This is a genomic window from Desulfosarcina alkanivorans (genome assembly GCF_009688945.1).
Taxonomy (GTDB): domain Bacteria; phylum Desulfobacterota; class Desulfobacteria; order Desulfobacterales; family Desulfosarcinaceae; genus Desulfosarcina; species Desulfosarcina alkanivorans.
The window spans coordinates 7,124,379-7,143,081 of the sequence record NZ_AP021874.1; the positions used below are offsets into that span (position 1 = coordinate 7,124,379).

At 54.4% G+C, this 18,703-nt stretch carries 19 protein-coding genes and 2 tRNA genes; 12 read left to right on the forward strand and 9 right to left on the reverse strand.

From position 1 onward, the window contains the following. The first annotated feature begins 234 nt into the window (after positions 1-234). A complete protein-coding gene (locus DSCA_RS30960) occupies positions 235-1,653 on the forward strand; it encodes a hypothetical protein (RefSeq protein WP_155320094.1) in 1,419 nt (472 codons plus the stop codon). An 18-nt stretch (positions 1,654-1,671) separates the two neighbouring features. Continuing rightward, positions 1,672-3,483 (forward strand): GspE/PulE family protein, encoded by a 1,812-nt coding sequence (locus DSCA_RS30965; protein WP_231716325.1) that lies wholly within the window; start codon positions 1,672-1,674, stop codon positions 3,481-3,483. Positions 3,484-3,620: 137 nt separating this feature from the next. Here the strand turns inward: DSCA_RS30965 and DSCA_RS30970 are convergent, their stop codons facing one another. From DSCA_RS30970 to DSCA_RS30990, 5 genes are all read right to left on the reverse strand, one after another. Further along, on the reverse strand, positions 3,621-4,682 hold the full coding sequence (locus DSCA_RS30970) for a LysM peptidoglycan-binding domain-containing protein (RefSeq protein WP_167528035.1): 1,062 nt from the start codon (positions 4,680-4,682) through the stop codon (positions 3,621-3,623). A 172-nt stretch (positions 4,683-4,854) separates the two neighbouring features. After that, on the reverse strand, positions 4,855-6,516 hold the full coding sequence (gene groL / locus DSCA_RS30975) for a chaperonin GroEL (protein ID WP_155320097.1): 1,662 nt from the start codon (positions 6,514-6,516) through the stop codon (positions 4,855-4,857). A gap of 39 nt (positions 6,517-6,555) precedes the next feature. Continuing rightward, the gene (gene groES / locus DSCA_RS30980; RefSeq protein ID WP_155320098.1) at positions 6,556-6,843 is read right to left on the reverse strand and encodes a co-chaperone GroES; all 288 of its coding nucleotides are present in this window, start codon (positions 6,841-6,843) and stop codon (positions 6,556-6,558) included. A gap of 280 nt (positions 6,844-7,123) precedes the next feature. Further along, the gene (locus DSCA_RS30985) at positions 7,124-7,408 is read right to left on the reverse strand and encodes an FmdB family zinc ribbon protein (protein WP_155320099.1); all 285 of its coding nucleotides are present in this window, start codon (positions 7,406-7,408) and stop codon (positions 7,124-7,126) included. A 115-nt stretch (positions 7,409-7,523) separates the two neighbouring features. Next, positions 7,524-8,075 carry a hypothetical protein gene (locus tag DSCA_RS30990; RefSeq protein WP_155320100.1) on the reverse strand — a complete coding sequence of 184 codons (552 nt, stop codon included), beginning with the start codon at positions 8,073-8,075 and terminating at the stop codon, positions 7,524-7,526. A gap of 147 nt (positions 8,076-8,222) precedes the next feature. Between DSCA_RS30990 and DSCA_RS30995 the strand changes: the two genes are divergently transcribed. After that, on the forward strand, positions 8,223-8,321 hold the full coding sequence (locus DSCA_RS30995; protein ID WP_073474648.1) for a 30S ribosomal protein bS22: 99 nt from the start codon (positions 8,223-8,225) through the stop codon (positions 8,319-8,321). An 89-nt stretch (positions 8,322-8,410) separates the two neighbouring features. On the opposite strand, the gene hflC is transcribed toward DSCA_RS30995, so the two are convergent. Then, positions 8,411-9,403 (reverse strand): protease modulator HflC, encoded by a 993-nt coding sequence (gene hflC / locus DSCA_RS31000; protein WP_155320101.1) that lies wholly within the window; start codon positions 9,401-9,403, stop codon positions 8,411-8,413. Then, the gene (gene hflK / locus DSCA_RS31005; protein WP_155320102.1) at positions 9,400-10,437 is read right to left on the reverse strand and encodes an FtsH protease activity modulator HflK; all 1,038 of its coding nucleotides are present in this window, start codon (positions 10,435-10,437) and stop codon (positions 9,400-9,402) included. The genes hflC and hflK overlap by 4 nt, the downstream gene beginning before the upstream one ends. Positions 10,438-10,933: 496 nt before the next feature. Here hflK and DSCA_RS31010 point away from each other — a divergent pair, with 496 nt between their 5' ends. Together DSCA_RS31010 and DSCA_RS31015 are read left to right on the forward strand one after the other, a co-directional pair. Beyond that, the gene (locus DSCA_RS31010; RefSeq protein ID WP_167528036.1) at positions 10,934-11,251 is read left to right on the forward strand and encodes a DUF721 domain-containing protein; all 318 of its coding nucleotides are present in this window, start codon (positions 10,934-10,936) and stop codon (positions 11,249-11,251) included. A gap of 100 nt (positions 11,252-11,351) precedes the next feature. Continuing rightward, positions 11,352-12,074 (forward strand): tRNA1(Val) (adenine(37)-N6)-methyltransferase, encoded by a 723-nt coding sequence (locus tag DSCA_RS31015; protein WP_155320104.1) that lies wholly within the window; start codon positions 11,352-11,354, stop codon positions 12,072-12,074. Positions 12,075-12,133: 59 nt separating this feature from the next. Here DSCA_RS31015 and DSCA_RS31020 read toward each other — a convergent pair whose 3' ends face one another. Then, positions 12,134-13,462 carry a DUF1015 domain-containing protein gene (locus tag DSCA_RS31020; RefSeq protein ID WP_155320105.1) on the reverse strand — a complete coding sequence of 443 codons (1,329 nt, stop codon included), beginning with the start codon at positions 13,460-13,462 and terminating at the stop codon, positions 12,134-12,136. A gap of 181 nt (positions 13,463-13,643) precedes the next feature. Between DSCA_RS31020 and DSCA_RS31025 the strand changes: the two genes are divergently transcribed. The 6 genes from DSCA_RS31025 to DSCA_RS31050 all read left to right on the forward strand — a co-directional run bounded on the left by DSCA_RS31025 (position 13,644) and on the right by DSCA_RS31050 (position 17,213). Further along, positions 13,644-13,736 (forward strand) — tRNA-Ser (locus tag DSCA_RS31025). 68 nt (positions 13,737-13,804) lie between these two features. After that, a tRNA-Ser gene (locus tag DSCA_RS31030) sits at positions 13,805-13,898 on the forward strand. A 159-nt stretch (positions 13,899-14,057) separates the two neighbouring features. Beyond that, positions 14,058-15,752, forward strand: a complete 1,695-nt coding sequence (gene dnaX / locus DSCA_RS31035) for a DNA polymerase III subunit gamma/tau (RefSeq protein ID WP_155320106.1) — start codon at positions 14,058-14,060, stop codon at positions 15,750-15,752. A 12-nt stretch (positions 15,753-15,764) separates the two neighbouring features. After that, positions 15,765-16,076, forward strand: a complete 312-nt coding sequence (locus DSCA_RS31040) for a YbaB/EbfC family nucleoid-associated protein (protein WP_155320107.1) — start codon at positions 15,765-15,767, stop codon at positions 16,074-16,076. Between the two features lie 143 nt (positions 16,077-16,219). Next, positions 16,220-16,822, forward strand: coding sequence for a recombination mediator RecR (recR, locus tag DSCA_RS31045; RefSeq protein WP_155320108.1), 603 nt, complete (start codon positions 16,220-16,222; stop codon positions 16,820-16,822). Further along, positions 16,809-17,213, forward strand: coding sequence for a YkgJ family cysteine cluster protein (locus DSCA_RS31050; RefSeq protein WP_155320109.1), 405 nt, complete (start codon positions 16,809-16,811; stop codon positions 17,211-17,213). Before recR ends, DSCA_RS31050 begins: the two co-directional genes overlap by 14 nt. Positions 17,214-17,274: 61 nt before the next feature. On the opposite strand, the gene DSCA_RS31055 is transcribed toward DSCA_RS31050, so the two are convergent. Continuing rightward, positions 17,275-17,550: a hypothetical protein gene (locus DSCA_RS31055; RefSeq protein WP_155320110.1), complete on the reverse strand. Its 276-nt coding sequence runs from the start codon at positions 17,548-17,550 to the stop codon at positions 17,275-17,277. 204 nt (positions 17,551-17,754) lie between these two features. Between DSCA_RS31055 and DSCA_RS31060 the strand changes: the two genes are divergently transcribed. Further along, on the forward strand, positions 17,755-18,558 hold the full coding sequence (locus DSCA_RS31060) for a CsgG/HfaB family protein (RefSeq protein WP_155320111.1): 804 nt from the start codon (positions 17,755-17,757) through the stop codon (positions 18,556-18,558). The last annotated feature ends 145 nt before the right edge of the window (positions 18,559-18,703 follow it).

Genomic DNA, 18,703 nt, shown 5'->3' on the forward strand with positions numbered 1-18,703 from the left:
CTGCCTGTCGAAAACTGCGAATTGGCTTTTGGTGAATGCCTGTGATATGCTGCCCGTAACGGAATGAGGGTGCCTGCGGCGTCCGTGCCGCAGCGATGCTGAAAATAAAAATGCCGCTGGTTGCGGCTGGTTAAGTTGACATTTTCAGTTTTGCAGGCTCATCTTTCAGTCCTGTTTTCTACCTTTGAAAGTTTGAAATACGAGCCGGCGATTTCAATCAGATGGAGAAATTCAATGAAGGACGGCAGATTTTTATCCGCTGACATCGATCCTGCCAAAGACTCCAATGTGAACAACCTGAAGGAACAGGCATTGCAGTTGATTCATCAAGCGTTTTCCGAGGATCAGCGCCTTCACGACGCTGCAGCCGTTGCCATTTTAAATGACTACGACGATATGGGCGCCGATACGTTTTTAAAGCAGCTGCGCACCTATAGTCTGATTCTGAACGCCCTCAGGAAGGACGCTGTTTTCCAGGAGATGCTGACGATCCTGATGAACCTTTTGCGGACAGGGGTTTACAGGGTGTCGGGCGAGGCGCTGGACGCGGTAACCGTCCGACGGGATGCCTTGCGGGTTGATATCGACGGCAAGTCCACCCTCATCGGAAACGTAAATGGAGAACTCCTGACCATCCTGTCGCTGGGCAAGGAGAGCCGTGAAACGGAACGGCAGCTGATGGTGATCGACCGCCTGGTCAAATGTCGTAACGATGCCAACCTCGAGGCGGTTTCCCGCTCTTTCAAAATTCCTTTACACGACACCGAGAAGATAACGCTTTTGATCGAACGCCTGTTTGATAACCAGGGCAACTTTATCCGCAAGACATTCGAGCCGATGCTCGATGAACTGGCGCGGCATGGGAATCACGCTTTCGAACTGCTGTGGTGTTATTTCAAGGTGCTCAAGGGCCGCGCCAACCGTGTTTCTTTTCTCAATGCCCTGCAGCACCTGATCAGCCGGATCAATCGGCCCAAACACGCACTGCGCTTTTTGCTGGCGGATTTCTGCAGGCATCCGGACCAGGTGGAACCGTCGGATCGGAATGCCATCATGCTGGCCAACATCCTTCTCAGGACATACAACAAGGAACTTGACGTCGATATCGAAATGACACCGGAGGAAGTCCTGAATGTCCGCAACGGGCTGGACAGGGACGTGGTGCACTACGCGAAGTTCCGCATCGATTCGGTCGAGTACCGGTTCTCCACCAAGGTCCGTGCCATCCACGAGAAACTGGTTGCGCGCCTGAACGCCACCACATCCGGCAGACAGACGCCCTCCGTCCGCCACCTGCTGTTTCTCGAGCGTGAGATTTTCATATTCCTTTCCTTGTTGTCGGGAAAAACCGCACGGCTCGTTCTGGTTTCGGCATTGACCGAATATGGCGATCCCAAAGCGGGGATCTATCGCCACCTCAGGGCGGCCAGCTATCTGCCGGTTTTTCTGCAGCACCTTAAAATCATTGTCCGCGGTGTCGGCCGTGTGGGAACACGTGATGATGTGGGGCTGCTCAGGCAAATCAGCGAGTACGGGTTAGAGTTGTCCCAACTCAGCGGCACGCCTGAAAACCAGCGATCCGTGGTTCGCACCATGGGGTGGATCGAAAATGTCATCCGAAGCATCACCACCGCCAACTGGCATTCGGCTTGAGCGAAGGGAGATATTCTCGTGGATGAACGGCTGTCGGCCAAACGTCTCCTTTCCGCCCTTGAACAAAACGGGCTGATTTCATTTCAGCAGGCCCGGGACCTGTACGCCAACCGTTCTGACCTGGTAAAGCAGGTTAACCTGCGCCGTTCCAAACAGGAGCGGGTTGACGGTTTTGACCAGAACCATCCGTTTCTCATTTTCGATGCCATCGTTGCCCTTAACCTGAAGCGGAACGATGACCCGTCGAAAACCCTCGACGAGGATACCATTTTTAAAACCCTTGCGGGCGTCTGGGGAATCCCCTTTGTCAAGATCGACCCCCTGAAACTGGACCTGAATGTCGTCACCACGACCATCCCCATCTCCTTTGCCAAAAAGCACCTGGTCCTGCCCATCGGGATCAGCCAGGGGCAACTTACCGTTGCCACGCCGAATCCCTTTAACCTGGAAGTTCTGGAGGATATTACGCGGGCCTGCCAGATGCAGGTGAACACGGTGGTCAGTCCCCGGTCGGACATCATCAAACTTATCGAAGAATTCTTCGGCTTTAAGCGGTCCATCGCAGCGGCTGAGCATCAGTTTGCCGGACCCGGCGTGGACCTGGGCAACCTGGAGCAATACATCCAGCTTCAATCCGCGGACGAACTGCCGTCCACCGACCAGCATGTGGTCAATGCGGTCAACCACCTGTTCATTTATGCCTTCGACCAAAAAGCCAGTGACATTCATATTGAGCCCAAGCGGGATCTCAGCCTGGTCAGAATGCGGATTGACGGTGTGTTGCACACGGTTTACAAACTGCCTAAAAATGTCCATTCGGCGATTATCAGCCGGATCAAAAACCTGTCCGGCCTCGACATGGCCGAGAAGCGGCGCCCCCAGGATGGGCGCATCAAAACGGGCAAAAAGGACGTGGAGGTCGAGATTCGCGTGTCCACGGTACCCGTTGCATTCGGTGAGAAGGTGGTCATGCGGGTCATGGACCCTGACATCCTGTTCCAGGATCTCGAAAACCTGGGATTCTCATCTGTGGACATGGACAAATATAACCAGATCATATCCCATCCCCACGGCCTGGTTCTGGTCTGCGGCCCGACGGGCAGTGGAAAGTCCACCACGCTCTACTCCACGCTCAGAAAAATCAGCAATGCGAAGGTCAATGTTACGACGATTGAGGATCCCATTGAAATGGTGCATGAAGATTTCAACCAGATTGCCGTCAGGCCGCAGGTGGGAATCACCTTCGGGACGATCATGCGCAATATTCTCAGGCAAGACCCCGATATCATCATGGTGGGAGAACTGAGGGACCTGGAAACAGCTGAGAATGCCATTCAGGCGGCCCTTACCGGCCACCTGGTGCTGTCGACCCTGCACACCAACGATGCCCCGTCGTCGATTATCCGGATGATGGACCTGGGCGTTCCCTCTTTTCTTATCCAGGCGACACTCAGGGGAATCCTTTCCCAGCGGCTGGTCAGAAAAATCTGCAATGCCTGCAAAACGCCCATTGCCGTAGAGGCCGCACGGCTCAAGGCCCTGGGACTGGAAACCGGAAAATCGGGCATGTTGTCGCTTTTTCATGGCAAGGGATGCCAGAAATGCAGGGGGACCGGCTACCTGGGAAGGACCACCATCCATGAAGTTCTTCCATACACCGATGCCATCAAAGCCCTGACGGTTCCGGACGCCGACCTGGCAAGCCTGGCAGGGCAGGCCAGAGCGGAGGGAATGGCTTCATTACGGGAAAGCGCGGTGGAGAAACTGCTGGAGGGCATCACTACCTATCAGGAAGTGCTTCGCGTCACATCCGGTGGCGATCTGTGGTGACGGTCGCATCCTTTTTCCGGTAAACGTCCCATTCCCAATCGAAACGCCCGCCCCGGGGGGCAGGCGTTTTTTCCCGGTTGCGCCAAGTTTATTTTCAGATGGCCGGTTTACCCATGTCTGCGGGACTGAGAGGCGGCCTACTGGATTGGTGTTCTGAATCGTTCCCCGGGGGAGATGTGTTTCGAGGTAATCGTGATGATGACGGTTGATGTGGTTTCCTCGGTATGAAGGACGACAAAGGTTCCAAAATCAACCGGGGGAAGCGCTTTGGAATTGATCTGGTTGTTTTCCAATACCATTTTCTGCGAATTGTAGATGCTGTATTGCTGGCCCACGTCGATGTTGTCCGCACGACCTTTGTCGATGAAGGCCAGCATATAGTCGCCAATCAATTTGGTATGCTCTTCGGACGTGATGATTTTACCCTCGATTCCGGGGACGCTGGGTTTGAGCTCGATATTGGAATGCCGCGGGCTGAAAGGCATCAGTTGGTCGTCAACACGAATTGTGCGGAATGATTTCAGGACCTTCGCGATCACCATGTCCGGCTCTTTTTTGGTTATTTCCACGATGCCAAGAATATAATGCTGGGTCCCGATGGTTTCCGTTGCGTGGGGTTCATCCGTCGGTTTCATGTACTTGAAGACGGTATGCCGGCTGCCGGGGATGAGTGCCCCCTGCGCAGAAATGCCTGCAGGGCGTATATAGACCATGTCTCCTTCGCTGATCAGGACTTTTCTTCCCTGAACCTCGAAGATAGTACCCAATGAGGAAACCGGCGGTTTTCGGATGAATCCGACACTGTCGATCGAAGAATATACGAAATAAGGAGCCGCAGAAACGTTTTTTGCGGAGGCGGGTGCAGGCACGGGAACCACCCCAACGGGTTGGGATGGTTCGGTTTTCGTCATGGCTTGTGCACCGGATTTTCTGTAAAGGCGAATTCGCTCACCGGGAAAGATCCAGTGAGGATTCGAAATCTGGTCGTTTTCTTCCCATAATTCCGGCCACAGCCAGGGGGAATTGTTAAACTGCTGTGACAGATCCCAAAGGGTGTCACCCTTCTGGATGGTATAGTAAAACCCGGCTTCACTTTCGACCACATTGATCTGGTCCCCAGCCGTTATCAGGGGGGGGGACATCAGCGGAAGGATCAGAACAACAAAAAAAAGAACGGCTGAATTTGTTCTGCAATTCATCAGATACCTCATTTTTTGGTGTCATCGATGTATCTATTGCAACTTTCTCATTGATTTCAGTAGCCTGATTAATGGTGTGTTGTCAAGTGTAACCGTGGCAACGGGGGAAAACAAAAAAGCCCCCGCACAGGTAACATGCGGGGGCCGGTTATTTTTACCAAACTCGGCAGGGTTACATCATACCGCCCATACCACCCATGCCGCCCATGCCGCCCATGCCGCCGGCACCGGCGCCGGCCATCGGGTCAGCGGCCTTTTCCTCAGGCTTATCGGCAATCATGGCCTCCGTGGTCAGCATCAGCGATGCGACGCTGCCCGCATTCTGCAGGGCGAAGCGAACCACCTTGGTGGGATCGATAACGCCAGCTGCAATGAGATCTTCATATTCATTGGTCGCCGCATTGTAACCCATGGCGCCCTCGGTGTTTTTGACCTTGTCGATGACTACGCTGCCCTCGTAACCGGCGTTGGAAGCGATCCGGCGAAGGGGTTCTTCGATGGCGCGCATGACCACCTTGACGCCCAACTTCTGGTCGGCTTTGATTTTGATTTTTTCCAGAGCGGCAAGGGAGCGCACCAACGCCACGCCGCCGCCGGGAACGATACCCTCTTCAACCGCTGCACGGGTTGCATTCAGGGCGTCCTCGACGCGGGCTTTTTTCTCTTTCATCTCGGTCTCTGTCGCTGCGCCGACATTGATGACGGCCACACCGCCGATCAGTTTGGCCAGGCGTTCCTGCAGCTTCTCACGGTCGTAATCGGAGGAGGTTTCATCGATCTGAGCCCGGATCTGTTTGACACGGCCTTCCAGGGCAGAACGTGCACCGGCGCCGTCGACGATGGTGGTGTTGTCCTTGTCGATACTGATGCGCTTTGCCTTGCCCAGATCGGCCAGGGTGAGGTTCTCCATTTTGATGCCCAGGTCTTCGGAAACGACTTGCCCGCCGGTGAGAATGGCAATGTCTTCCAGCATGGCTTTTCGGCGGTCGCCGAAACCGGGAGCTTTTACGGCCGCAACCTGCAGTGTGCCGCGCAGTTTGTTCACGACCAGGGTCGCCAGGGCTTCGCCATCAACATCTTCGGCGATAATCATCAGGGGTTTGCCCATTTTGGCCACCTGCTCGAGCACCGGCAGGAGGTCTTTCATGTTGCTGACTTTTTTCTCGTTGATAAGGATAAAGGGGTCATCCAGGGACGCAACCATTTTTTCAGGGTCGGTCACAAAGTAGGGGGAGAGATAGCCGCGGTCGAACTGCATACCTTCGACCACATCCAGGGTGGTTTCCATGCCCTTGGCTTCTTCAACGGTGATGACGCCTTCTTTGCCGACTTTGTTCATGGCTTCGGCGATGATGTTGCCGATGGTTTCGTCATTGTTGGCAGAAATGGTTCCCACCTGAGCGATTTCGCGCTGATCCTTGGTCGGTTTGCTCATCTTGTGAAGCTCTTTGACAGCTACTTCAACAGCCTTGTCGATGCCACGCTTGATGGCCATGGGGTTGTTGCCGGCAGCGACGAGTTTCTGGCCCTCTTCGTAAATGGCGCGGGCGAGAACGGTTGCAGTGGTGGTTCCGTCACCGGCCATGTCACTGGTCTTGCTGGCCACTTCCTTGACCATCTGTGCGCCCATGTTTTCGAACTTGTCTTCCAGTTCGATTTCCTTGGCAACGGTGACCCCGTCTTTGGTGACGGTGGGAGAGCCCCAGGATTTATCGATGACTACGTTTCTGCCCTTCGGACCAAGAGTGACAACTACTGCATCGGCAAGCGCTTTGACGCCGTTGAGCATCGCTTCGCGGGCTTTCATATCATATTTAATAATTTTACCAGCCATTTTACTTAACCTCCATATCTCACGTTAGTAGGGTAATCGTTACTCAATGACGCCGAGCACGTCGTCTTCGCGCATGATCAGATACTCTTCACCTTCGATCTTCACCTCTGTGCCAGAGTATTTCCCGAACAGAATCCGGTCGCCGACCTTGATCTCCAGTGCCACACGCTTGCCGTCATCTCCGATTTTACCATTCCCGACGGCGTTGACTTTTCCTTCAGCCGGTTTTTCTTTGGCGGTATCCGGGATGATAATGCCACCTTTGGTCGTGGTTTCTTCTTCGACGCGCTGCACCAGAATGCGATCCTGCAATGGTCTGAGTTTCATGTTTCCTTCTCTCCTTTTTCATTTAGCACTTGTGTTGATTTACCAAAAAAGCCAGTTTTTCTCTGATTTTTGAAACAGGCCGTTGCCATGGCACCTGTTCAGCAAACCATATGGTCCCATATACGCTGATTATCTGGGAGAAACTAAAGATCAGCTAATTTAATCACACGTCGTGATTTGTAAAGTGCCTATGTTGAATTTTGTTCGGATCAGCAAATGACCGGTTGTTTTCCTGCACTGTGAAAGCATTACCCATAAAAATATCGTGTCGTCTATCCGGTTATGCATCGCTCTTGGCGGCTTTGGATTCGGTGCCGCCCGAACTGCTTTTCTCACCGGCAGACGATGTCCCTTCTGGTTTTTTACCTTTTTTCGTCGCTTCAGGCTGCTTCGAATATCCGGTGGCGTACCAGCCGGTTCCCTTTAAATGGAAACTGCTTTGGGAAATCAGCTTGGTCAGCTTTCCGGAGCAGTGTTTACAGGTTTCCAGCGGGACATCTGAAAACTTCTGGATCGCCTCTTCAATTTTTCCGCACGCTGTACATTGGTATTCGTAGAGCGGCATGGTTCTGATCTCCTGTAACTTGGTGCAAAAATTAAATATATTTAGGGTTTCCCGTCGAATTGACTGCTCTAATATATGTCATCTTTCCTGCTTGTCAAGAATATGCAGATGAAAATCAGGGGATGGTTTTCAGGCCATCGAGGGGAGGGCGCCACGTGCTGTAAAAATCAAGGACGGCATCGAGTCCCTGGATATTTACAGGGATGAGGATGTCGTGGGTGATCGCATGTACGCGGCGTTCTTCATCGAGCTTTTCATTGTCGCTGGCTTTGAAATTCTGCAGGAACCGACTGAAGCGGACGATGTGGACCAGTTCATGAGTGACCACATACAGGGCGAAAGGCGACAGAGCCATTTCCGGATGCATCCTCAGGGTGCTCAAAATGGCATGATCCTGAATACAGATTTTATAAAAATCATAGGCGCTGGATCCTAAGACTCCGCCTTTCAGCTTGCCTTCATATCGAATGATTTGGGCAAAGGGGCCGTCGACGATTTCTTCATCCGTGAGGTCGGTGAGGGTTTCCACATCATATTTCGGGCGAAGCCACTGGCTTGCCGACATTTTAAAATGATTGCTGACCAACTCTTCGGCCATGGCAACCGCATTGTTGACAATGGTGATTTCTTTATTTCCGAATGTGGGGCGGGCAGACTTTTTTCCCATCAAATTCCTGTAACATACCCCATATCAAGGATCAATGGCCAGGTCATGAACCGTAACGGTGGTAAATAAAAATTATGGACAAAAATGGGGTGATGGTATAAAAGATATAGTTTATCTGAATACTCTAAAATGAATGGGGGTGATCTGTTGGGCAGCGTGATCAAGAAACGAAGAAAAAAGATGCGCAAGCATAAGCACCGTAAGTTGCTAGCCCGCACGCGGCATCAGAGAAGAAAGGGTAAATAATGCCACCTTCAGGCTTCTGTGATGGGCACCAATAAAAAAGCACCGGCACAATCTGCGTCGGTGCTTTGGTTTTCCCTGTTGCGGTCGGGTCAGGGGGCCTTTGCCGTCTGGCCCTGATACCCCTTCATGTATTTGAATATCTCCGAATCGGTCGAGAGGATGATCGAACTGTTGTCGGTGAGCGCCTCGTTATACACTTCCAGCGTCTTGGTGAAGGAATAGAATTCAGGGTCCAAGCCGAATGCCTCCGCGTAGAGGCGTGTTGATTCCGCGTCCGCCTTTCCCTTGATTTCCTGTGCCGTCCGGTACGCTTCAGATTCGATGCGCTTCAATTCCCGTTCTTTTTCGCCCAGGATCTTCTGGGCTTCGCCCCTTCCTTCGGAACGGAATTTCTGCGCGATTTGCTTTCTCTCGGCAATCATCCGGTCGTAGACGGATTTCCTGACTTCTTCAACGTAGTTCACCCGCTTGATCTTGACATCCACCAGTTCGATGCCGAATTGGGCCAGTTTGGGCTTTGCCTGGGTCAGGATGCCGTTGTCGATCTTGTCTCTACCGACGGTTACCTGGGCAAACCTCACGGGCATCTGTTTTTCCTCTTCCGCTCCGGTGTCTTCTCCCCCAACCGCATGTACGTTGTCACCCAGGTCCTCGAACGTGTCCAGTTCCCGGTTGCTGTTCCGGACCGCTTCGATAAGACGGTTGGAGGTTATAAAATTCCTGACCGTGGGATCGATAATCTCATCAAGCCGCTGCTGGGCCTGGCTGATATACCCCACTGTCTTCAAAAAGAGGACCGGATCAACTATTTTCCAGCGGGCAAAGGTGTTGACCCAGATATAGGTCTTCTCTCTGGTCGGAATCTGGCCGGGGTCGCCGTCCCATTCCTGAAGGTTGTTCGGAAAGACAAGCGCTTTTTCGATAACCGGGAGTTTGAATTTGAGTCCGGGAGTCGTTACGGTCCGCTGGATTTTGTCGAAACGGGTAACCACCACCTGCTCGGTTTCGTCCACCGTGTAAGCACAGATGAAAAGGGTCAACACCAATAGGCCGGCGATGGCCAGCAATGCTTTTGATTTCATTTTGATTCACCACCACTGTTTCCGAGGTTCAAAAGGGGAAGGACGTTCTTCTGGTCGGCATCAACGATAAACTTCCGGTTGATTTTGGGAAGCAATTCCTTCAACGATTCCAGATAAAGCCGGCGCTTGGTCACGTCCTTGGCCTTGACGTATTCGCTGAACTGGTCCTTGAACCGGGCTGCATCACCCTGAGCCCGGTTGACCCGGTCGAGGGAATAACCCTCGGCGGCTTTGATCGTCCGCTCCGCTTCACCCTTCGCGGCCGGGATGGCTTTGTTGTAGTCTTCCCGCGCCTGGTAGATCATCTTCTCTTTTTCCTGCGTGGCCTGGTTGACTTCGTTGAACGAGGCTTGCACCGGTGTGGGAACGTTGGTCTTCTTCATTTCCACGGTGACAACGTTGATGCCCGTTTCCGCCTGGTCCAACTCATCCTGCAGCACCTGGTGGGCCTCAACGGCTATTTCATCGCGCTTGGTGATTACCTCGTTGATGCTGCGGTCCCCCACGACCAGCCGCATGCTGGATTCCGAAAGGTCGCGTAACAAGCCGTTGGCGTCCTTGACCTTGAACAGATAATTGTAAGGGTCCTTGATCTTGTATTGAACAATCCATGGCACCACCGCCACGTTGAGATCGCCGGTGAGCATCAGGGAGATACTGGCCGTGTCCGAGGCCGACGCGTATCTGCCTTCATACTGGCCGCGCTCCGACTGAAAACCGAATTCTTCCTTGTAGACCCGGTCCTGGCGAACTTTGGTGACATTTTCGATGCCAAAAGGCAGTTTGAAATTGGGCCCCGGCTGCGCGATGCGGACAAATTTTCCGAAACGCTGAACCACCCCGACCGAACCGGACTCGATGGTAAAAAATACGGAGTAGCCAATCATCAGAGCAACGATGACTACGATAATCAGCAGTGAACCGCCCGGCGGCTTTATTTTTTTCAGCTGATTGACAATGTCGTCCATTTGCGGTGGAACGCCGCCCGGCTGCTGCTGATGCTGACGGTTTAACTTTTCCCAATCCCAAGCCATTTTTTATCCTTGTTTAGTGGTGAGTTGAAAATGCTCTCTGCCGCTGCCCACCTGACCGAAAACCTCGAAACGGTGACGGGGTCGCCCCTGTGTAGGGGGCAGTTGAAAATCGGCAAATAGAGGAATTATAACTGGCCATAGACGTTGTCAAAATGTAGATTAATCTAAGATTGGCATCCGGCTAAGTCAAGGGAAATCCATGCGATGCGACAGCGCGGGGCATGTACTCCTTGATTTCAGGTTTCGATAGACCCGTTTGACAAGGGTTTGTCTTGACTTCAGGCAGGACAGTTTCTATACCGGCTCCATCGCACCGGTGGAGCGGATCCCGGGACGCCGTCATCGACCCTGCTGCCTGCTTTTCTGTCGGTCTGCCGTAGCCGTTGTCCCGCGCCCGCCCCCGTCCCGCGCATGGGGGGCGCAGGCCCGGCGGAATATGTGGCCCACTGCCGCGCGTGTCCTTTTTCAGGCGAACCTTAACGGAGATCAGCCCCGTATGGAGAAAAAACGTCTGCCCAACAAAACGTTTACGCCCATCGGCCAAGTGCTTGAGTCCCTGATCGATCAATTCCGGTCCGACAACCACGGCGGTATCCTGCATCTGGTCCATGTGTGGAAAAAAGTGGTGGGGCCGCCGATTTCAGACAACGCGACCCCTTTTGCTGTCAAAGGATCCCTGTTGCTGGTGCATGTGTCCAGTTCCGCCTGGCTGCACCAGCTTCAGTTTTTGAAGGTTGAATTGCTGGAAAAACTTAACCAGGGGCTTAAAAACGAGCGAATCGAGGAGATCAAGTTCAAGATCGGTCCCATGTAGTACCGCTCCGGCCCCATGTGGCTGGCTTGCCGAAGTCCGCCGGATGCCGCCTGCATTCATTTTCTTTCAGAACGGCTGAACCCCGATAAATGGTAACCCCATGGAACCGCTGACCCGCGATCATTTTTTCAATGGCGACATTGTCCTGACCCAGCCGAAATCCGGCTACCGGTTTTCCATCGATGCGGTTATCCTTTCACATCTGGCCGATCCTCAGCCCGGTGAGACGGTGCTGGACCTGGGAGCCGGTTGCGGTGTGGTTCCCATCATGATGGCCTATCGCCACGCGAACATCCGCCTGACGGGCGTGGAAATCCAGCAGCCGCTTTGCGATATTGCCATCCAGAATGTGGCGGCCAATCGGATGAGCCACCGGGTCCGAATTGTTAGTAAGGATATGAGCGTGTTATCGCTTGCGGACATCGGCGGACCGGTCGATCTGGTCGTCACCAACCCACCTTATCGTAAGCGGGGCAGCGGCAGGATCAATGCCGACAGCCAGAAGGCAGTAGCCAGACATGAATTGCGCGTTGACCTGGAAACGGTGTTGCAGACCGCCCGTCGGATGCTGCGCCCGTCCGGGCGGTTTTGTATCATTTACCCGTCCGTGCGGACGGTGGATCTCGTGACCGCCATGCGCGCCGCGGGACTGGAGCCCAAAAGCCTGACGATGATTCACTCCAAACCGGGGTCGTCGGCCTCCCTGGTCGCCATGAAGGGCCTCAAAGCAGGCCGCCCGGGAATCGAGGTGGGGCCGCCGCTTTATCTGTACCATGAGGACGGAACCTACACCGGTGACCTCGAAGCCATGTTTTCGGGCTGAATGACCACTTCATCTGAACCTCAGAAGCCGGTCGCCCAATAAGGACGCCCCCATCGAATCTATTCCGCCAGCGTGTTCATTACCAGGCCCGATTTTACTTTTGGAAAAAAATAGGTGGATTTCCGGGGCATGATCAATCCTTTCCGGGCGACCTCCTGAACCTGTTCGATCCGGGTGGGATTGAGGATAAAGGCGGCGTCGTAGGCCCCGGTATCGATTGAACGAAGGGCTTCGTCTGCCGTGCTGGCGTACCCGATGAGCTGTTCGTTGTCCAGTCGTGCCTGGTCAAACCCAAGTATCTTCATGAACACCAGCCGGGTCAGTACCGTCACATCCAGGACCCGGAGAGACGCGTCCAATTCGTTTCCATACAGACGTTCCATAACGCCTTCCTTCAGATTCAGCAGGTGGAAAACCGGTGTCCCATGGACATAAATGCCGATAGACTGCCGGCTGGCACCACGGCTGAGGTCGGCCAGAAAGGTTTGTTCAACCTGTTGGCGATCATCGGGTGTATAGGGGTATTCGGCAATTTCGAAATAGGTGCGGGCCGTTTTGAGCGCCTCTTGCATGTCCGCGGCGCTGAGTGCTTTTATGAGGCGGTGGGCGGGGAGGATGACCAACCCCGGATCGCTCATGCTGCAAAGGTACATGAGGACATAGTTGGCAGGATGACGGTCGCTGAAGCCCGGATCTGTGTCCTGCAGGTATTTTTTGAAGTTCATTGCCGTTTCGTAGCGGTGGTGGCCGTCGGCGATAAACAGTCGCTTGTCTTTCATGACACCGGCGACCCGGCTGTGGATCACCGGATCGATGATGCGCCACAACTGGTGCCGGTGACCCTTTTCATCCTTGAAGTCAACAATGGGCGCCGATTGGCCTGCGGCCTGCTCGAGCATTTTCAGGACACTGCCGTCATCCGGATACAGTGAAAAAATAGGGCAGTAGTTGCACTGGGTGGCTTTCAACAGTTCGAGCCGCTCGGATTTGACTTTTGAAAAGGTTTTTTCATGAGGAAGGATGATCCGCTTTTCAAAGGATTCGATGCCGACCCGCGCCACCAGGCCATAGCGGGTGACGGCCTTTTTTTTTGTGGGGTAGGTGATGGCTTTGAGATACAAGGCGTCCTGTTCATCCCGTTTGAGAATGCCTTCCGAAACCCATTTCCGGTAGAAACCTGCCGATCGCGTATGGATGTTGTCCCGGGGGGTATCGGTCGCTTCGGCCCGGTTCAAGATCAGGCGGATGACATTGTTCGGGTGTCTGTCATAATAGGCGTCCTGTTCTTCAGGTGATATCACATCATAAGGCGGGGCGGTGACGTCCGCATGGTCGCTGATTTTTTCCTGATTATAGAGAATCCCTTTCAAGGGCTTGACGGTGGCCATGGCGTATGATTTCCTTTCTTTTTTATTTCCGGTGCCAAGCGGACACTGATACTATAGGTCGCCTCGCAAGTTCAAGAGGAATCCGGTTCATGACGCCTTCCGAAAGTCCAACTTGAGGGTTGACAAACCACCTGACAAAGGATATCGAAGGCTTCTTTAAGCTGGTGCCTGTGAGGGTTACGGAGAGGTGGCCGAGCGGCTGAAGGCCCCGCTCTCGAAAAGCGGTATCCTGCCAAAAGCGGGATCGTGGGTTCGAATCCCACCCTCTCCGCCACTTCCGGTATTGTTTTCCATCCGCGAAGGGCCTGCGCCGGTACAATTTGCTTTTTGTCTGCCTTATGCGGAGAGATGTCCGAGTTGGCTGAAGGAGCACGACTGGAAATCGTGTGTGTCGTTTATAGCGGCACCGAGGGTTCGAATCCCTCTCTCTCCGCCACCATCTATTTTACCCGACCCGCTTTATTTTCCCTCGCATCCGTTTTTTCAGACCGCATTCCCTGCCCCTGATGGACGGAATACGGGAGACGATGGGTTGCCTCCCATCGGCGCATGGGGTACACTGGGGCGGCAAATCGGCCTTCGAGGACCTGAGAAAATGGCATATCTGGTTTTAGCACGCAAATACCGGCCCCAGACATTTGCGGACGTGGTCGGACAGGAGCACGTGACCCGGACCCTTGAAAATGCAATCCGGGGAGACCGGATGGCGCATGCCATCCTGTTTTCCGGACCGCGGGGAACCGGTAAAACCACGATTGCCCGTATTCTGGCAAAGGCCATGAATTGCGAGTCCGGGCCAACGCCGACCCCGTGCAACACCTGTCGCTCCTGTCTGGACATCACGGCCGGACGCGGTGTGGATGTGTTCGAGATAGACGGCGCCTCTAATAACAGTGTCGACCAGGTCAGAGAACTCCGGGACAACATTCGATACATGCCGGCCCACAGCCGCTTCAAGATCTATATCATCGATGAAGTCCACATGTTGAGCATTGCCGCCTTCAACGCCCTGCTCAAAACCCTGGAGGAGCCGCCGGCGCATGTCATGTTTTTTTTCGCCACCACCGAATCCCACAAAATACCCATTACGATTCTTTCCCGCTGCCAGCGTCATGACCTGAAGCGGATCGACCCTGCGGCCATTTCCCGGCACATGGAAACCCTTTGCCGGAAGGAAGCCGTCTCCATTGGTGCAGACAACCTGTGGACCATCGCCCGTGAATCCGGCGGCAGTATGCGCGATGCCCTTAGCCTGTTGGATCAGATCCTGGCGTGCAGCGGCGGGCAGGTGGACGATGAATATGTAATGAGCCTTTTGGGGGCGATGGACCGACAGGTGCTTTTTGAGCTTTCCGAGGCGGCCTTTGCCAAAGATATCTCCCGAGTCCTGGCCGCCATCGATACCGTTTACAAGAACGGGCAGGATTTAAAACGTTTTTATGCAGACCTGCTGGTGCATTTTCGTCACCTGATGCTGATCAAGATGGGTGCCCGTCCCGATTTGCTGGCAGACCTTTCCGCCAACGAAATTGAGATCCTGAACCGTCAGGTGGCAGGGGTCTCCACCGCTTTTATCGATCAGCTCTTTAGCCTTTTGTTCAACGCGGAATCCACCGTTCGGCATGCCTCCCAACCCCGGCTGGCCATTGAGATGGTTTTTTTCAAGATTCACCAGGTCACCCCGGCGTTGCCCATCGATCTGCTGATCGAGCGACTGGACAGCCTTTTGAAGGATCCGGGACTGCAGGCGGTACCGGGCATCGTCGAGACCCAGTCCACCTACGGAAGCGTCGCGACGCAACCCTTGCCCGATTCTCCGGGCCAGCCCCATGCGCCCCATGGCAGTCGTCAGGGCGCCGTCACGGAACCTGCAGCCAACGCTCCGCAGGGGGATTCCCCATCAGCCCGGTCGGGCGACCCGGGTTCCGGTGATGCGGCCTGGAATCAGGTGGTCGACATCATTGCAAAAACCAAACCCTCCGTTGCTGCGGCCCTTTGCCGTGCGCAATTGAAGTCCGTCTCACAAGAAACATTCTCATTGGCGGTGCGTGACAACGACTATACGATGAAAATGGTCAAAAAGAATATGGCCATGATCGAGACCGTCTGCCGAGAGCACGCCGGCCGGGGGGTCGAGGTCGACTTTTCCAATGGCGATGCCGAAGGAAAAGATGCGGTAACGGTGAAACAGAAGGCGGACACCATCAGACAGCAACTGCTCAATCACCCCCTGGTGGCCGATGCAGTGGATATTTTCAGTGGAAAAATAGAAGAGATTAAAATCAGATAGGAGGAAACGCCGATGAAAGGCATGGGAAACATGATGAAGCAGGCCCAGAAGCTTCAGTCCAAAATGATGCGGATGCAGGAGGAACTGGCCGGTCGGACGGTTGAGACCACCGCCGGAGGAGGCATGATCACCGTGGTGGCCAACGGGGCCCAGCAAATTGTCTCCATCAAGATAGAAAAGGAAGTGGTGGACCCGGATGATGTCGAGATGCTCCAGGACCTGGTTCTTGCCGCGGTCAACGACGCGTTGACCAAATCCCAGGAGATGGTTTCCGGAGAGATGGGAAAAATTACCGGCGGCATGAAAATTCCAGGGCTGATGTGATGGCATCCTGGTACCGGCGGGGCCGACGCCTGTTTCTGTGGGCTTCGTGAATGACCGCCTGAGATGGATTAAACTGACCTGATACACGTCACGCTGCCGGCTGTCATTGTCGATGGCCGTTTCAGCGCGGACTCGCGGTGCATATGGACCACTACCCCGGATCAATAAAAACCCTGATTAACAGCCTGGCCCGACTGCCGGGCATCGGCCGGAAGACCGCCGAACGGCTGGCCATGCATATTCTCCAGCAGCCGGACGAGGATGCCCAACTGCTGGCGCGGAGTATCGTGGACCTGAAAAGGAAATTACGGCTGTGTTCGCGCTGTTTTGCGCTCAGCGACGATGCCCTGTGCCGGATTTGCAATGACCCTTCCCGCGACAATGGCCTCGTTTGTGTGGTGGAACAGCCGGCCGACATGGCATCAATCGAAAAGTCCGGTGCCTTCAAAGGGCGTTACCACATCCTGGGGGGCGTTCTTTCACCCATGGATGGTATCGGTCCCGATGATATCAAGATCAAGGAACTGGTGGCTCGGGTGAGAAAAGAAGGGGTCCGTGAAATCATTCTGGCCACAGGCACCAATGTGGAAGGGGAGTCCACGGCAGCGTACATCGCCGAAATTCTTGCCCCCCTGCCGGTGACGGTCACCCGTATTGCCTCAGGGGTGCCCATGGGCGGAGACTTGAAGTATGTGGATCAGGTTACCCTGAAACGTGCGATGGAGAGTCGACATGGGCTGCAATGACCCGACGTCACCCTGTGAGGGCCTGTTTGCCTGCACTCTTTGCGGCGAATGCTGCAAGGGATATGGCGGTACCTATCTGTCCTCGGCGGACATCCTTGCCATTTCCCGCTATATCGGGGTCTCCAAGGATCGGCTGGTTGCTTCCTACACCCGCAAATCCGGAGATAAGCTTCTGATCTCCCAGGCAGATACCGGTTATTGTATTTTCTGGGACAAGGTCTGCACCATCCATCCGGTTAAGCCGAAAATGTGCCGGCAATGGCCCTTCATCCCCGCCATTCTGGCGGATGTGGGCAACTGGCGGGCCATGGCGGGATCCTGTCCTGGAATGGATGCCGGCGCACCTGACCAGAAAATCATCGACTGCGTAAAAAAGGCCTTGAAAGCCTGATCCCGGTCGTTAAAATGCGACCGGGATGACGGCCTCAATGACCACCGTTACAGGTCGATGGTCAGGCCCATTTCTTTTCATCGGCAATCTGGTATACCGGCTCACCTCCGGCGGCCGCTTCCTGCCGGCATAAGATGTTTTTCTGTTCCAGCAGCTGCAGCTCGTGTTCCAGGCTGCTCCGGCTGCCGTTCCATTTGTCCTCAAGTGCCGTCCCCGTGATCGCTGCACCCGTGTCGGCCACTGCACAGCACAGCAGGTAGAGAGACACGGTCTCAACGCCAAGGTTCATGGAAAATATTTTCTGGCTCATGGCCGGTCCCGCCGAATTCGGATTCATGGTTGTCTCCCGCTTGGTCTCGCATGTCGTCGGCAATGTTTCTGATAAATGGAGCACACTCGGTGAGGATATGCAAGCTGTTTTGGTTGTGTTTCAACACCGTCTTGACACTTTGGTAGAATTATGCAACAAAGTGCAAATTGCCCCTGATAGTTCTTTTTTTCCAGCAAAACAAACAGTTGTAAAAACGACGGAGGCTCTGTGATGGAAAAGAATGCGATGTTGAGAATTCTACTCTCCCTGTTGATTCTGCTCACCTTTTCCGGTTGTATGGAGAGCATGGTCAAACCCGAGGCGAAAACGGATACGGGTGCGGAAATGAATCTTCCCCCTTACAGTGGACCCCGTGCCCGGGCGGCGGTGGCGGATTTCGAGTGGAAGGTCGATGAGAGCAGCCGCACCACCAAGATCGGTTTTGGCGGCCAGACCATGACCATTTCCTCCTCGGAAAGCTCCGGCTATACCACCGGCCTTCGGGATATGCTCACCACAGCCATGGTTCAGACCAAACGCTTCCGTGTACTCGAACGGCAGAACCTTGATTCCCTGAAAAGCGAGATGGCGCTGACCGGATCGGGATATACCGATAAAACCGGTGTTACCAAAGGTGCGGTCAAAGGTGCGGATTTGTTGGTGATGGGGGCCATCACCGGCTGGGAGCCGGGGACGTCGGGAGGGGGCGGCGGTCTTGGCGGTGGCGGTCTGCTGGGCCAGGCGTCTGCGCTGTTTGGCGCGGTCAAAGGGGCCTATAGCAAATCCTCGATGGCCATGGATATTCGAATTGTGGACACCCACACCTCCGAGGTGCTGGCAGCCACCCGCGTGGAGGGCGTTGCCAAAGACGTGAACCTCGGCGCCGCACTGGCCGGTTTTGGCGGCAGCGGCGGCATGGGGGGAGGCCTGGGGGGGTATGCAAAAACGCCCATGGAAAAAGCCATCCGGACCTGCCTGTACAACGCGACCAAATTTGTCGCCGAGAACACCCCGCAGGAATACATGAAATATTAATGGACGACGCGACGATGGTTCCGTATCGTTTCGGGCGAGATAACTTCCTCCTGCTGACGGAAGGGGAACCCATCGCTTTACTGCATCCCACAAGGCGTGTATCCCGCGTGAACGTTTAAAAAAACCCCGCCGGGGCCGATGTCGG

Bases quoted from the DNA above. Each gene is read 5' to 3' on its own strand.
- DSCA_RS30960 (WP_155320094.1), top strand. From the start codon at position 235: ATGAAGGACGGCAGATTTTTATCCGCTGACATCGATCCTGCCAAAGAC.
- DSCA_RS30970 (WP_167528035.1), bottom strand. From the start codon at position 4,682: ATGAATTGCAGAACAAATTCAGCCGTTCTTTTTTTTGTTGTTCTGATC.
- groL (WP_155320097.1), bottom strand. From the start codon at position 6,516: ATGGCTGGTAAAATTATTAAATATGATATGAAAGCCCGCGAAGCGATG.
- groES (WP_155320098.1), bottom strand. From the start codon at position 6,843: ATGAAACTCAGACCATTGCAGGATCGCATTCTGGTGCAGCGCGTCGAA.
- DSCA_RS30985 (WP_155320099.1), bottom strand. From the start codon at position 7,408: ATGCCGCTCTACGAATACCAATGTACAGCGTGCGGAAAAATTGAAGAG.
- DSCA_RS30990 (WP_155320100.1), bottom strand. From the start codon at position 8,075: ATGGGAAAAAAGTCTGCCCGCCCCACATTCGGAAATAAAGAAATCACC.
- hflC (WP_155320101.1), bottom strand. From the start codon at position 9,403: ATGAAATCAAAAGCATTGCTGGCCATCGCCGGCCTATTGGTGTTGACC.
- hflK (WP_155320102.1), bottom strand. From the start codon at position 10,437: ATGGCTTGGGATTGGGAAAAGTTAAACCGTCAGCATCAGCAGCAGCCG.
- DSCA_RS31010 (WP_167528036.1), top strand. From the start codon at position 10,934: ATGGAGAAAAAACGTCTGCCCAACAAAACGTTTACGCCCATCGGCCAA.
- DSCA_RS31015 (WP_155320104.1), top strand. From the start codon at position 11,352: ATGGAACCGCTGACCCGCGATCATTTTTTCAATGGCGACATTGTCCTG.
- DSCA_RS31020 (WP_155320105.1), bottom strand. From the start codon at position 13,462: ATGGCCACCGTCAAGCCCTTGAAAGGGATTCTCTATAATCAGGAAAAA.
- dnaX (WP_155320106.1), top strand. From the start codon at position 14,058: ATGGCATATCTGGTTTTAGCACGCAAATACCGGCCCCAGACATTTGCG.
- DSCA_RS31040 (WP_155320107.1), top strand. From the start codon at position 15,765: ATGAAAGGCATGGGAAACATGATGAAGCAGGCCCAGAAGCTTCAGTCC.
- recR (WP_155320108.1), top strand. From the start codon at position 16,220: ATGGACCACTACCCCGGATCAATAAAAACCCTGATTAACAGCCTGGCC.
- DSCA_RS31050 (WP_155320109.1), top strand. From the start codon at position 16,809: ATGGGCTGCAATGACCCGACGTCACCCTGTGAGGGCCTGTTTGCCTGC.
- DSCA_RS31055 (WP_155320110.1), bottom strand. From the start codon at position 17,550: ATGAATCCGAATTCGGCGGGACCGGCCATGAGCCAGAAAATATTTTCC.
- DSCA_RS31060 (WP_155320111.1), top strand. From the start codon at position 17,755: ATGGAAAAGAATGCGATGTTGAGAATTCTACTCTCCCTGTTGATTCTG.